The following is a 13,494-nucleotide window of genomic DNA, read 5'->3' on the forward strand; positions in this document are numbered from 1 at the left end:
CTTTATTATACGCCTTTTCACTGTATTATTTTTTTTCATTTTTGTAATACCTTTGAGCAGGCTTTCAGTAATATTCAAAGCATATGCAAAACTCATTTTAGTCTCAAGTTTTCTTATTTCAATAAGATTTGAGTTTCTCCAATGACGTTCAAACCGCTTGAGCTATTCTTTTATAAAAGTAAAAGCTGTTTGGGCATGACAGCGTAGGCCATTTCCAAACAGCTTCTTCTCTTTCGCGGATTATCCGCTAGAACTATCTCACTGGGCAGGCACCGGTTTCGCACCCATCGACACCCACGTCAAACTCGACTTCTTCTTTTTCATATTTCGTAATCAGCGACGGCCTAAATGGTTTCATTGCCGCTGCGCGTTCTTCGTATTCTGCTTCGGAAATTTGTTCATATGGCAACATCTGATAGAAGGAATCATCAAGCGGCAGGAATGAAAGTGCCACAATGTCATCCCAATGCTCATCCACCCATTCTTCGACGGCTTCCCACTCATCAGGTCTTACATGAACTGTGATTGAGCAGTTATGGTCAACATAATTTTCCATAAACAATTTATAGTTTTCAAGTTGTTCAATCGCCGTTACATCATACTTCGTCTTGCCCTCCGGTGCTTTTACAGGGAATTCAACAACCTTTGTCGTACAGGTTTCCATTTCTTGCCCAACTTCCGGGAAAACCGGATAGCCCAGTTCTTCACATACCTGTACCAAAGGATCGTGCGCATTAATGCGAACACGGCGGATATAGTAAGGTGCATGCGAATAGTGAACACCGCTTGAAACGATTGGCAGCTGAGACAATGTCCCCTCCGGTTTAACCGTTGTAACGAGAATTGGTGTTCTGCCGCCCAATTCAGCCGCATACATTTCTGCTTCTTTTCTCGCCACATCTCGCATCGTTCTAAGCAGCGCCGCCTGTTCATCGTATGTCATTGCCGTTGCATTAACCATGTCCTGCCATCCTGTTACAGAACAGCCTAAGAGTTTATCACGCTGTTGTACATTATTCCAAAGCGGCAGTTCCAGTTCCACACAAGTCATTCGATAACTGCAACGCGCCGATAGTCGCTGTGCTTTTAACAAAGCCGCTGTATCCAGCTTTCCGTCTTCAACAAAGGCAAAGACATTTAACGTTGTCAAATTGCAAAGCCCTTTATTGTCGAGCAGTATCTCACCACAGGGGTTAACGCCATTAAAATTCGGTCTGCGTTTTGAGCCTGCCACTTCATTAACCCATCCTGGTTCACCAGAATAACGCATTCTTTCAAGCTGCCATTTAATCTTTTCACGACTTGGCTTTTCAGTATAGTAAATTGAATTATTACTCATTTGACGGTGAAGCACTTCTTCATTAACAATCCATTTGCCGTCTTCCATATAGTAGAGGTTGGATTTTGCTTCAATGCATTCAGTATCATCTGAATCGACGAGCACAATTTCGGCAGTCCTTCTAACACCGCCAACAACAACATTTTCGCCAATAACATTTGCTATATCGAGGCAATCAATGGCTCTTAATTTTACGAGTTTTGTTTCCAGCAGCATGCCAAGTTTCTTAACGACGCGATCAATTTTATGGAACATATTTTTGAGGCTCGTATGACCACTTGCGGTCCCGCCAAATGTTTTTAATTTCTCGCCTTTTGGTCTTACATGATCATAATCAATAATAATGGTTTTAATATTACGGTATTCGTTCGTATGAATGAGCTTTAAGAAGAAGTCCAGTGACTGTACCCAACCTTCTTTCGAATCACCAATGGTAATTTTAACCGTGTTGTTATAGAAAAACTCAAGACTCGTGTTATCTTCGCGCTCTGCTCTCGGCAACGGTGCATAGTCTTTGTGCACCACTTCAAAATCCGTTCTGACTTTTGGCAGGCCTGCAACATCTTCTTTTAAGATACGGACGCCAACACCGGATCCGATCATCAAGAGGTAAAAGATATCTTTAAAAGCATCAAAACTATTGATAATCTGGAAACTGCAATTGTAGTTCGCCATCGGATAATGCTTTGCCACCGGTGTGCCGCCAACCCAAAAAGTTCTGCCGGATAAAAATTGTCTGAGATGAAAAATGCTGTCAAACAATTCTTCGGCTTCAGCTCGTGTTGTTTTCACAATCGTACAGTTATATTCCACCGCACGCCGAACCGTTTCCCACCAATACTCTCTTCGCTTTTCTTCAGGCAGCCATCTTGAGTAAGTTCGATAATAAACGAAATTGCCAAGCTGTCGCATTGGCGAATCTAAATGCTTGTATTTACTGATAAATTCATCCGTCAAAAGCTGATGGTCTTCTTTTTTACGCGTCATGCGCGTTTTATCTTTCTCACTTCGATAGATAATATATTTCTTCGCAACATCTTTGCGTGGACTTCCCATTAGCAAATCTTCAACAAGGTCTTGAATTTCATCGACGGAAATCATGTTTTCACTATCTAATGCTGCTTGTTCAATTTTTGCGCCAATTGTCTGGCTCAACGTACTGTCGACGCCCTTCGTAGTCTCTTTCATTGCTTTTTCAATCGCTCGGACAATTTTACCGATTTCAAAATCTACGACCGTTCCGTCTCTCTTTGTGACTTTCATGTTCTACACCCCGTTTTAGACACAATATTTAGTAACGAAATATTTTTCACTACGCTATATATTGTATCAGAAGGCGAATTTGCTGTCCATATCCAAATCTTAAAAAAACAAGAATAATCCAAAAGCACTATATCAAAAAAGTATGCGTTCGACACTATTAGTCCATAGCGGTACCTGTCATTCTAACATGACAACTGCCAAAACAACTGCAAAATAAGAAAACTGTTTGCGCACAGTGATGTCTCTTCTGTACGCAAACAGTTTCAATCAAATGATAGCATTCTCCGTCTTATGATCTTTCACATTTCGATCATTCATTCATCTATGATCGAGCGGCAACTAACCCTTTTACATTTGGATGTATGACTAATTACAAGCGTCTTTCATCAGTCATACAAATCATTTTATCACACTGGCTTTCCAAGCAACCTGAACATGTTCTTCTTATACGCTTCGACACCAGGCTGATCAAATGGATTAACGCCCATGAGATAACCACTGACGCCGCACGCTTTCATAAAGAAGTACATGAGATGTCCCAAGTGATATGCATCCAATTTAGACAAGCTGATGTGCAGGTTTGGCACATTGCCGTCAACATGCGCTTCTGCAGTCCCTTGAAAAGCGCTGTCATTCACTGCACTCATTTTTTTGCCTGCCAAGTAATTCAAACCATCGAGATTATCTGCATCTGCCTCTAATACGATATCTTTCTCAACGGCATCCAGTGTTACGACTGTTTCAAACATAATGCGAGGACCGTCTTGAATCATCTGACCCATTGAGTGCAAATCTGTCGAATTATTCATCTTTGTCGGGAAAATACCCATATTGTCCTTGCCTTCACTCTCACCGAAGAGCTGCATCCACCATTCAGCCAAAAAAGCCATTGACGGTTCGTAGTTGACGAGCACTTCAATGGCCTTCCCTTTACGGTAGAGCACATTTCGCAAAACTGCGTATTGGTACGCAGGATTTTCTGCCACTAATGGATTGGCAAATGCATCAACACCATCATTGACACCTTTTAAGAACGCTTTTAAATCAATACCCCCAACGGCAATCGGCAAAAGCCCTACAGGTGTTATCACAGAGTAACGGCCACCGACATCGTCAGGGATGACAAATGTTTTATAGCCCTCTTTATCGGCAAGCGTTCTCAGCGCACCGCGCGCGCGGTCAGTGGTCGCAATGATACGTTTTTGTGCACCTTCCTTACCGTGTTTCGCTTCTAAAGCGGCCTTTAATAATCTAAAAGCAATCGCCGGCTCAGTAGTCGTTCCCGATTTTGATATAACGTTCACATAGACATTTTCACCTTCAATGTGTTCTAAGAGATAAGCCATGTATGTACTGCTGATCTGATTGCCGGCAAAATAGATTTTTGGCGCTTTTCGCTCTGATTTTGGCAATTCATTATGGAATGGATGCATTAGTGCATCCAAAACTGTTTTAGCACCAAGATAAGAACCGCCAATCCCAATAATGATAAAAGCATCTGCCGTTTCGCGAATCATGTCTGCCGTTTGCTGGATATCATTTATTTCAGCTTCTGTTAACTTCTTTGTATAGTCCACCCAGCCAACGTAATCGTTGCCGGCACCTGTTTTCTCATGCAACATCTGATGTGCTAATTGTACGTGTCCTTTAAGGTGTTCAAATTCGCTTGCATTCAATAATGCCTGACTGTAATCAAATTTAATATGGTTCATCGCTGCCTCCTCATAACGCGCAATAGAATCATTTTGCATGACGATTCCATTGCCTATGGTGTTTCGATACTTTTTTACGCCGCAGACAGTGCCCGAGCGTCTTGTGATTGCTTACGCCATATGCAGCTTGGCATACATTGCGGCACCTGCAATGCCCGCATCATTCCGGAGCTTTGCAATCGCCACTTTTGCAATTGGCAGTGCCTTATAGTATTTCAATTCATGCAGTGCTGCAACTACTTTATTAAGCAGAAAATCTCCCGCCATAGATAGACCTCCGCCTAATAAGATGATTTCAGGATCCAGTGTCGCTACGAGATTGATCATGCCAATGGCAAGGTATTTAACAAGTCTATCAATGGTTTCAACAGCAAGCAGATCTCCGTTCATCGCTGCTTTAAATATCATTTCACCATTAATATTTGCGGTATTGCCATCAGCCATCGCCACAACATCACTTTGTGCACCTTCATCATTAATTCGATGGCGCATATACTTGATAATGGCCGTCGATGATGAGAAGGTCTCCAGACAGCCGTTATGGCCACAATTACAAGTATAGAAATTTTCGCCAACGATTGTATGACCGAATTCCGAACCAATACCGTGATGACCGGATACCATTTTGCCGTCAATCATAATGCCGCTGCCAATACCTGTTCCGAGTGTTAATAATACAGCATTTTTATATCGGCCTTCCTGTGCGATTTCAAATTCTGCAACACCTGCAACGGTTGCATCATTATCAATAAATATCGGTAAGTCAATCTGTTCCTGTAAACGTCGTCTAAGTGGTACATTATACCAATTTAAGTTTATACAGACGGGCACATCTCCCGTTATGGGATCAGAGACACCCGGAATGCCAATGCCAACGGCAATTGGTTTCTGGTTTGATGTGTTTGCATCAATTAACATCTGAATAACATGTGCAATATCTTCTATAACCGCTTCACTGCCGCGTTCTGTCAACGTTGGCACTGATTTCTTCATGACAATAACACCTTCATCATTCACCAGCCCGCCGGCAATATTCGTTCCACCAAGGTCTATGCCAATATACATGGTCGCCTCCGTTATTTTTCATTTCATTGTGTACTTATTTTTTATTGCGTGTTGTTAAAATCGGCGCCTCAAGAGGCGCCTCGTTTTATTATACCTCAATCGATTTGATCTGCCAAATATCTTCAGCATATTGCAAAATCGTTCTATCGGAACTGAATTTACCCGCATTTGCGAGATTTAACCAACATTTTCTAGCCCAGCCAATAGGGTCTTCATACGATTCTGAAACCTTCGCTTGAGCGGCTACATAATCCTCAAAATCATAAAGCAGAAAGTAATTATCTGCACGATGCCACGATGCTCCCTGCATCAGCGAACTGTATAGTTCATGGAACATACCCGTACCGCCATCTGAAAAGGTGCCGTCAATCAGTGTGTCGACAATTCGTTTGAGTTTTGGATTCGTTAAATAGTATTCTACAGGGTCATAGCTTCCGTTCAGCGCTTCAAGTTCCTCCACCTTTGCACCAAAGATAAAGTTGTTTTCAATCCCAGCTTCTTCAACAATTTCAATGTTCGCACCATCAAGTGTGCCTATTGTCGGCGTCCCATTGAGCATAAACTTCATATTCCCGGTACCAGATGCCTCTTTGCCCGCAGTAGAAATTTGTTCCGACAAATCCGCTGCCGGAAAGAGCAGTTCTCCATAGGAAACGTTATAATTCTCGACAAAATGTACTTTTATTCGCCCAGCGACAACAGGATCATCATTAATTCTTTTCGCAATTTCATTAATATACTTGATAATCCCTTTAGCGCGATAATAACCCGGCGCCGCTTTGGCACCAAAAATATAAACCCGTGGGACAATCTCTTTTTCCGGATTTTCCAACAGTTCATAATATTGATGCAAAATTTGAAAAGCATTGAGCAACTGACGCTTGTATTCGTGCAGTCTCTTGATTTGAATATCGAAGAGTGCTTTAGGATCCAATGCAACCCCTTCGTTCTCTCGTATATAATCTGCAAGAACTTGCTTGCGCTGCTGCTTTATCGCCATAAAACGCGAAAGAATAACCTCATCATCTGCAAATTTTTCAAGCCCCTTCAGTTCGCTCAAATGCGTGATCCATGATTCGTTTCCCAAACATTCTGTAATCAACGCTGACAACTCAGGGTTTGCAAACTTGAGCCATCGCCTTTGGGTAATGCCATTGGTCTTGTTGTTAAACCGTTCTGGGAAGAGTTCATACCAGTCTTTCAATGCAATCTGCTTTAAAATATCTGTGTGAAGTGCCGCAACGCCATTGACAGAATGTGAACCGTAGATCGCCAAATACGCCATGTGAACCATGTGATCCTGAATAATACGCATCTGCTGAATATGTGCCGCCGGCATATCAGATTCTTTGAATTCATTCATAAACTGCCGATCAATTTTTTGAATGATTTCATAAACGCGCGGCAGCAATGATTTATAAAAACTGATATGCCATTTTTCAAGTGCTTCCTGTAAAATCGTATGATTGGTATAAGCAAATGTTTTTTGCGCAATTTTAAAAGCGCGGTTAAAACGGATATGGTAATCGTCCATTAAAATACGTATCAACTCTGGCACGGCAACAACAGGATGCGTATCATTTAACTGTACTGCATATCGTTCCGGAAAGCATTCCCACGAATCACCTGTTGCCACAAATTTTCGCACGAGATCCTGTAGAGATGCTGATACAAAAAAGTATTGTTGTTTTAACCTTAATTTTTTACCTTCATCTTTTGAATCATTGGGATACAATACCTTGCAAATGGCTTCTGCGCGATTTTTTTCGGCAACCGCCAAATCATATGCCTGCTCATTAAAAGCGTCAAAATCGAATGGTAAAATCGCCTCACTCTGCCATAACCTCAGCGTGTTGATTTGGTGATTGCGATAACCAATAATCGGCGTGTCATAAGGAATTGCACGGATATCACCATCTGCAAAATGTATTGTTAAAGCTTCATCGTCCCTTCTAATTGACCACGGCTCCGGATATTTTAGCCAATCGTCCGGTATCTCAACTTGAAAGCCATCATTAAATGTCTGTTTGAACAAGCCGTACTGATAGCGAATACCATAACCGTGCAGCGGCAAAGCCATCGTCGCTGCTGATTCTAAAAAGCAAGCGGCTAAGCGCCCTAATCCGCCATTTCCAAGGCCTGCATCCGCCTCCTGATTCTCCAAATCTTTTAAATCAATATGATAATCTGCCAATAACGCAGTGATTTCAGGTGTATCGCCTAAGTTCAGCAAGTTATTGCCGAGTGCTCTTCCCATCAAAAATTCCGCAGAAAAATAATAGGCTTGTTTGCCTTTCGCAGATTTTGCAAGGCTTGTTTGCCAAGAATCTGCTATCTCTGTCATAATCGCTTTTGATATAGCATAATAGAGCTGCTGCCTATTTGCTGTCTCAAAATCCTTCGCAAATTCCGATTTCAAGATCATTAAAATCATTGCTTTCATTTCAACCTCCAATAAATTACCTTAAACCGGTTCAGCTAAGTCGTCTTTCTAATTTTTAAAGTTGTCGGCAACATCACGTGCTCATGTTCACTACGGTCTTCTAATAAAGCAATCATAAGCTCTGCCGTTGTCTCTGACAATGTTTCGAGGGGCTGCTTCACCGTCGTTAGCGGCGGATCATAATAAGCCGCGTAATCAATATCGTCAAATCCCGCAAGCGCTATATCTTTTGGGATGCTTTTGCCTACTTCGTGAATAGCGCGTGCTGCACCAATAGCCATAATGTCTGAAATAGCAAAGACCGCTGTAAGATCCGGCGCCTTTACCAATAGTCGCTTCATCGCTAGGTAGGCGGATTCGAAAGTGTAATCCCCAACCTCAAACCGTTCATCTACTTTGGCTATGCCATGTGTTGACAAGGCACGCATATAGCCTTGTGTGCGCCTACCGCCAATACTCTGGTCATGTTCACCTGTGGTGATAATGCCAATTTTTTGGTGTCCGGTCATACATAGATAATTGACAATTTCAAAAGCAGCGACTTCATTGTTAATACCAACACTGGAATAAACCTTTCGATCCAGCGCCTCATTTTGGAGTGCCGATGTTAAAATCATTGGGACGTTCATCCGCTTTACTTCCTCTGTTTGCACATCTTCAAAATCACCACCAAGGCAAATAAGGCCTTTTAACCGCTTTTCTTTGACAAATTCCTGTGCAACATCCATATCCCGAATCGCCATGTCCATGTGGTGATGCAACATGACCGTATACCCAACTTGTGATAAAATGCGTTCAATTTTTTGCATCATTTCTGCAAAGAGAGGATTGTAGATCCCTTTGATAATGATACCAACGTCATTACTTTCCGAGCGCTTAAGGTATCGAGCGCTATTGTTGGGTATGTATTTATATTCTTCTATAATTTGTAGAATATGCTGCCGCGTCTCTTCTTTTACATCAGGGTGATGGTTAATCACACGTGATACCGTCGCGACACCAACGCCTGCAATACGGGCAATGTCCTTTATATTCACTGCTTTCATGGGAAACTTACCTCATCTTAATATTGGAAACGTTTTCGGTAACGTTTCCAATATTATATCATAGAACATCAAAAAGTAGAACTAGCACCTTTTGTCATGTTCGTACACTTTTTACACATCCTATTTATTGCGCAGATTTAACAGCGAGGTTTAGTCAATCTCCTCTAATAGGTTAAACTGTTTAAAACCCATTGCCTCCAGATTCGACAACGTGATGCCAATTAGTCTAACGGGCTTCTCAAACTGTGTTTGACGAAATAAGATTTCATAAGCTTCAAAGAGCATCTTCGTGTTAATCGTCGCCCGTTCAAGGCTATGACTACGTGTGAACTGTTCAAAATCATGATATTTGACTTTAATCGTCACTGTTTTTGCCATCAATTGCTTTTCTGCAAGTGCTTTAATAATCCGCTCGAGATATTGTCTTAAAATATCGTCCAACAGCAAACGATCCATCGTATCTTCATCCAACGTCATCTCTTTGCCGTAAGATTTCCGCTCCTGACTAACTTCTACCGGTCGGTTATCAATACCATGAATTCGATCAATAATTTCTTTCGAAAACGTTTCGCCAATAATCTGCGCAACGGCAACTTGAGGATATTGATATAAATCCTCAATGGTGAAAATGCCAATGCGATTGAGCTTCTCACATGATTTCTTACCAAGACCATGAATTTTGATAATTGGCAACGGCAACAATATGTCAGGAACATCTGAAGGCGTAATTTCAAAAATCCCGTCAGGCTTATTCCAATCCGATGCCAGTTTTGCTAAAAATTTATTATAAGATATCCCTACAGAAATGGTCAGCCCAGTTAAGGCAAAAACTGCTTCCTTTAATTGTTTCGCAAACTGCATCGGTTCAATTTTTAACGGCGTAATATCTAAGTAGCCTTCATCAATGGATACTTTTTGCAAATCACAGTCAATACTTTCAATATAGCGAAAAATTTTTCTAGAGACTTCTTGATAGCGCTGCATTCTCGGATAGACAAAGATCCCTTCCGGACATCGCCGTTTGGCGACAACCGCACTCATCGCACTTCGAACACCGAATTTTCGCGCTTCGTACGAACATGTCGCTACAACGCTTCGATCCGAATCGCCGCCGACAATAATCGGCTTATGTCGATATTCGGGATGATCCAGCTGTTCCACCGATGCATAAAAAGCATCAATATCAAAATGTATAATCTGTCGCATTGTTTCATCGCCTCTTTAATTGGATACTTCATTTTATTTACGCTCTTCATGATCGCTCATTATCGAGCAACCAATCATATTAAATGCTTTTATCACAGTCTGCCCTTAGCTGCATGATGCATCTCGAAACAGCTAGCGCCACGTCACTGGCCGGGTCAAAAATCTTGGCAATTGTGTGTTCGCATCCCCACGAGCCGCGTTGACCTGCATTTGTGTTAAAAATACGGTTTCACTTAAGTTGGCACCATTAAAACAGCAATCACGCAGATCCGTTCCTAAAAAATTAGCGCCGGAGAATGTACAGCCGCTAAAATTTGATGCAATCAGTAAAAGCATACTAAAATCAAAACCGTCAAAACTTCTATTTTTAAAATTGCGTCCCATATAATCTATCGCGTGATTTTCTGATTGCTTTGGAAAATGAGTCCTTAACATTCTACCGATTTCTTTTAAAAGTCCATTTACCTGTTTCTTGTAATGCTTTAAATCCAATGATATAAGGTCAGTTGGTGAGTTTGAGCAATACCGTCTATTCTCTTCAATTAGTGCATTAATCTTTGGTGCCAATATTTTCGCATGCGTCATCATACTCGCTTCCAGCAGAAACCAGCGCATTTGATGAAGCTGAAAGATAATCTTAAAGACATTAAATATTTCTTGTGATTTTTCAGGCAAAGTTTTCCACGTCTCGCCTTTATATATCGCCGTCACAGCTTGACCTGCACCACAGCAATCGTATCCAATACACCCCTTCATGTTTTTACACGCAAGGCTCTCATGAATTTTGCAAAGATAATCCTGCTGCAAGTACAGACACGGCTTACCAGCATCTTTATTTTCTGGAAAACCATCTGTTTTTGAAAAATACAACGCCACACAGCATAAACCGCTGCAATTCAAGCAATCACTTTGCAGCGGTTTGAATTTTTCTTCATTTAAATTAGTTTCATAAACTCGCATAAATATGCTCGCCTCCACTTTTATCATATCACATTGTTAAACGGTATGAAAGACAGACACGCCTGTTCACATTTCACGGTTTCATCACACTACCATTCCCTTCGAGATCATATTCTGAATACATTTTACCCGCTTTGTCATAACCCTTAATGCCTTTCATTCGTTCAATAAAAAAGGACCCATGCAGAATTCATTGAGTCCTCAAGCGACAATCTATATTCATCCTTATTGCATACTGAATATTAAATGAATGTCAAGTATTTTGACGTTATTCTAAATCAAGTAAATGATTTGTTGCCATATAGTCTTTACCAACGATTTTTTCTATTATGACAGACGATAGAATAATTAATGGAAGCGATACAGCATATCTAATCATTGAAAACTTTATCCCCAGATAACTCGCTTCAAAGATCGTCATCGGAATTCTACAAATAGCCGTTGCGCCCAAATATGTCAATACAATGCTTAGCCTTGCGCCTTTTTTACTAAGCGCAGCACCCATTGGCAATACAACGACAAAAGGATAAAGCGTTGTACATGCAAGCGCAATCGCCGCAACATACCCCATGATCCCAGATGCTTCGCCAAAGAATTTTTCTACGGTTTCTTTATTGACCCATATCATGAAAAGACCAACCAGTACAAATGCAGGTGGAAATAACTTAAACATATCAATTGCAAAGAAAATTAAATGATCGCCCATTTTTATACCTGGCTCAAATGCCATGATTTTTGAAATTACCAAATAGCCAGCATAGAAGCTCAGCAACACAACCATTGGCTTTGCAGACTGTTTTTTTGTATGATGCTCATTGCCTTTTATCACTGAACCTCCATATAAATGATGCCTATTATTGCAGATACCATTAAAGCAATTGTATATGCTGCCAAATTTCTTATAATCGTCAATTTAGCCCCAAAGTACTTTTTCTCAATCGGGTAGGTAACAATGCCAACCATCATCAAACTGGTCGTGAATGCGCCAAGTACAGTATAACTAACGCCTTGTTCACGTAACAATCCACAAAGTGGAAAGGTAATAAATCCGGGAAGCAGTGATATTGCACCAATGAGCGAAGCAAATAAAGCACCTAAAAGCAAATCGTTCGTTCCTAAATATTTTGCGATTACATCGTCAGGAAAAAAATATAGAATGATTGAAACCATTGATAATGTAATCAATAGCATTGGCAGCATCTTTATAAAAAGGCCCCAAGCCATTTTCAGCGCTTTTACTGTTTTTTGTTTATTCGCAACGCTTGATGTCAAAATGCCAATTGAAGCTAAAGCATACAAATAAGTCATACTTCACCACATCTTTCACTTTGATTTTCACAAACTTTGGTACAATCAAAATCAACCACATGCAATTCTTCCTTTACCGTCTGCAAATTAATGGTATCTTTAGCCAATTCACCAATAACACCTTCTAATTCTTTCAAAACGCCTTTTTGCACTTTATAGTGTGTGAAATAACCTACTTTTTCACCTACGATCAGTCCAGCTTCTCGTAGTACTTTTAAATGCTGGGATACTGCCGATTCAGAAATACCTAGTTTATTCGCCAATCCCCTTACACATATTTGATTCTCTGCTAATAATAAAAATATCTTAAACCGCGTTTCATCTCCTAAAGCTTTAAATCTTTCAATTAATTTATGCATTCTTTCACCTCACAAGTTTTATTCGGAAATCCTATTAAGCATTTACTTAATTATATTATAAATTGACATTCCATTGAAGTCAATGCTTAATTAAAATCTTTTGATTATACGCGCTTAAACTTATGACTATTGAATCCAATGTCCATCATTTAATCAAAATTCACGCCATTGTCTCTATTGCTTTCGTTTTTATATAAAAAAAAGGCGCTATGCATATATCATACATAGAGCCTTTTAACCGGCAACGTCTTACTCTCCCAGGCAGCTTCCCGCCAAGTACCATCAGCGCTGGAGGACTTTACTTCTGTGTTCGGGATGGGAACAGGTGTAACCCCTCCGCCATCGTCACCGGATGAAGTTTCATAAAAAAGGTATTTTCCGTTAGGAATGTACCGGTTTATGAAACGGTTTTTGGCGTTAGCCAAAAATCATTCCTTGCAAGTGTCATTTGATCGTCAGATCAAATGTTTTCCTTTATAGTCATTACCACTGTGTGCTAATAACTTAGGTCTTCGCCACTCGACCACAAAATCTATAACATTAAAATGGAGCGGAAGACGGGATTTGAACCCGCGACCCTCGCCTTGGCAAGGCGATGCTCTACCACTGAGCCACTTCCGCACCTATTGTTGATCATAGAGATACCCTATGCATAAAAAATGCATAGGGCAGTTAACCGGCAACGTCCTACTCTCCCAGGCAGCTTCCCGCCAAGTACCATCGGCGCTGGAGGACTTTACTTCTGTGTTCGGGATGGGTACAGGTGTAGCCCCTCCGCCATCGTCACCGGATA

The 13,494-nt window shown here is 40.9% G+C and carries 10 protein-coding genes, 1 tRNA gene and 2 rRNA genes; all 13 read right to left on the reverse strand.

Translation table 11 applies throughout. The features are described from left to right. Positions 1–253 precede the first annotated feature (253 nt). Entirely contained in the window at positions 254–2,602 is a 2,349-nt protein-coding gene (nrdJ, locus tag KHM83_RS16925) for a ribonucleoside-triphosphate reductase, adenosylcobalamin-dependent (RefSeq protein ID WP_213238235.1), read from the reverse strand. Positions 2,603–3,009: 407 nt separating this feature from the next. Continuing rightward, positions 3,010–4,314 (reverse strand): glucose-6-phosphate isomerase, encoded by a 1,305-nt coding sequence (locus KHM83_RS16930; RefSeq protein WP_213238236.1) that lies wholly within the window; start codon positions 4,312–4,314, stop codon positions 3,010–3,012. 111 nt (positions 4,315–4,425) lie between these two features. Beyond that, positions 4,426–5,379 (reverse strand): ROK family protein, encoded by a 954-nt coding sequence (locus KHM83_RS16935; RefSeq protein ID WP_213238237.1) that lies wholly within the window; start codon positions 5,377–5,379, stop codon positions 4,426–4,428. Between the two features lie 88 nt (positions 5,380–5,467). After that, the gene (locus KHM83_RS16940; RefSeq protein WP_213238238.1) at positions 5,468–7,822 is read right to left on the reverse strand and encodes a glycogen/starch/alpha-glucan phosphorylase; all 2,355 of its coding nucleotides are present in this window, start codon (positions 7,820–7,822) and stop codon (positions 5,468–5,470) included. A 35-nt stretch (positions 7,823–7,857) separates the two neighbouring features. Beyond that, positions 7,858–8,868, reverse strand: a complete 1,011-nt coding sequence (locus KHM83_RS16945; RefSeq protein ID WP_213238239.1) for a LacI family DNA-binding transcriptional regulator — start codon at positions 8,866–8,868, stop codon at positions 7,858–7,860. A gap of 150 nt (positions 8,869–9,018) precedes the next feature. After that, the gene (locus KHM83_RS16950) at positions 9,019–10,074 is read right to left on the reverse strand and encodes a DNA polymerase IV (protein WP_213238240.1); all 1,056 of its coding nucleotides are present in this window, start codon (positions 10,072–10,074) and stop codon (positions 9,019–9,021) included. Positions 10,075–10,206: 132 nt separating this feature from the next. Then, the gene (locus KHM83_RS16955; protein ID WP_213238241.1) at positions 10,207–11,034 is read right to left on the reverse strand and encodes a pentapeptide repeat-containing protein; all 828 of its coding nucleotides are present in this window, start codon (positions 11,032–11,034) and stop codon (positions 10,207–10,209) included. 268 nt (positions 11,035–11,302) lie between these two features. Next, the gene (locus KHM83_RS19795; RefSeq protein WP_213238242.1) at positions 11,303–11,863 is read right to left on the reverse strand and encodes a permease; all 561 of its coding nucleotides are present in this window, start codon (positions 11,861–11,863) and stop codon (positions 11,303–11,305) included. Continuing rightward, complete coding sequence (locus KHM83_RS16965; RefSeq protein WP_213238243.1) at positions 11,860–12,342, reverse strand: permease; 483 nt, start codon at positions 12,340–12,342, stop codon at positions 11,860–11,862. Before KHM83_RS16965 ends, KHM83_RS19795 begins: the two co-directional genes overlap by 4 nt. Further along, positions 12,339–12,701 (reverse strand): ArsR/SmtB family transcription factor, encoded by a 363-nt coding sequence (locus KHM83_RS16970; protein ID WP_213238244.1) that lies wholly within the window; start codon positions 12,699–12,701, stop codon positions 12,339–12,341. The genes KHM83_RS16965 and KHM83_RS16970 overlap by 4 nt, the downstream gene beginning before the upstream one ends. Positions 12,702–12,937: 236 nt before the next feature. Continuing rightward, positions 12,938–13,054, reverse strand: a 5S ribosomal RNA gene (gene rrf, locus KHM83_RS16975). Between the two features lie 193 nt (positions 13,055–13,247). After that, positions 13,248–13,322, reverse strand: a tRNA-Gly gene (locus KHM83_RS16980). Between the two features lie 53 nt (positions 13,323–13,375). Further along, a 5S ribosomal RNA gene (gene rrf, locus KHM83_RS16985) occupies positions 13,376–13,492 on the reverse strand. Between the last annotated feature and the right edge of the window lie 2 nt (positions 13,493–13,494).

It is taken from the genome of Fusibacter paucivorans (genome assembly GCF_018390735.1).
Classification (GTDB): domain Bacteria; phylum Bacillota; class Clostridia; order Peptostreptococcales; family Acidaminobacteraceae; genus Fusibacter; species Fusibacter paucivorans.

What these genes read in the sequence shown, in the direction of transcription:
- nrdJ (WP_213238235.1), bottom strand. Translation starts at nt 2,602, where the DNA reads ATGAAAGTCACAAAGAGAGACGGAACGGTCGTAGATTTTGAAATCGGT.
- KHM83_RS16945 (WP_213238239.1), bottom strand. Translation starts at nt 8,868, where the DNA reads ATGAAAGCAGTGAATATAAAGGACATTGCCCGTATTGCAGGCGTTGGT.
- KHM83_RS16970 (WP_213238244.1), bottom strand. Translation starts at nt 12,701, where the DNA reads ATGCATAAATTAATTGAAAGATTTAAAGCTTTAGGAGATGAAACGCGG.
- KHM83_RS16955 (WP_213238241.1), bottom strand. Translation starts at nt 11,034, where the DNA reads ATGCGAGTTTATGAAACTAATTTAAATGAAGAAAAATTCAAACCGCTG.
- KHM83_RS16940 (WP_213238238.1), bottom strand. Translation starts at nt 7,822, where the DNA reads ATGAAAGCAATGATTTTAATGATCTTGAAATCGGAATTTGCGAAGGAT.
- KHM83_RS16930 (WP_213238236.1), bottom strand. Translation starts at nt 4,314, where the DNA reads ATGAACCATATTAAATTTGATTACAGTCAGGCATTATTGAATGCAAGC.
- KHM83_RS16950 (WP_213238240.1), bottom strand. Translation starts at nt 10,074, where the DNA reads ATGCGACAGATTATACATTTTGATATTGATGCTTTTTATGCATCGGTG.
- KHM83_RS16965 (WP_213238243.1), bottom strand. Translation starts at nt 12,342, where the DNA reads ATGACTTATTTGTATGCTTTAGCTTCAATTGGCATTTTGACATCAAGC.
- KHM83_RS16935 (WP_213238237.1), bottom strand. Translation starts at nt 5,379, where the DNA reads ATGTATATTGGCATAGACCTTGGTGGAACGAATATTGCCGGCGGGCTG.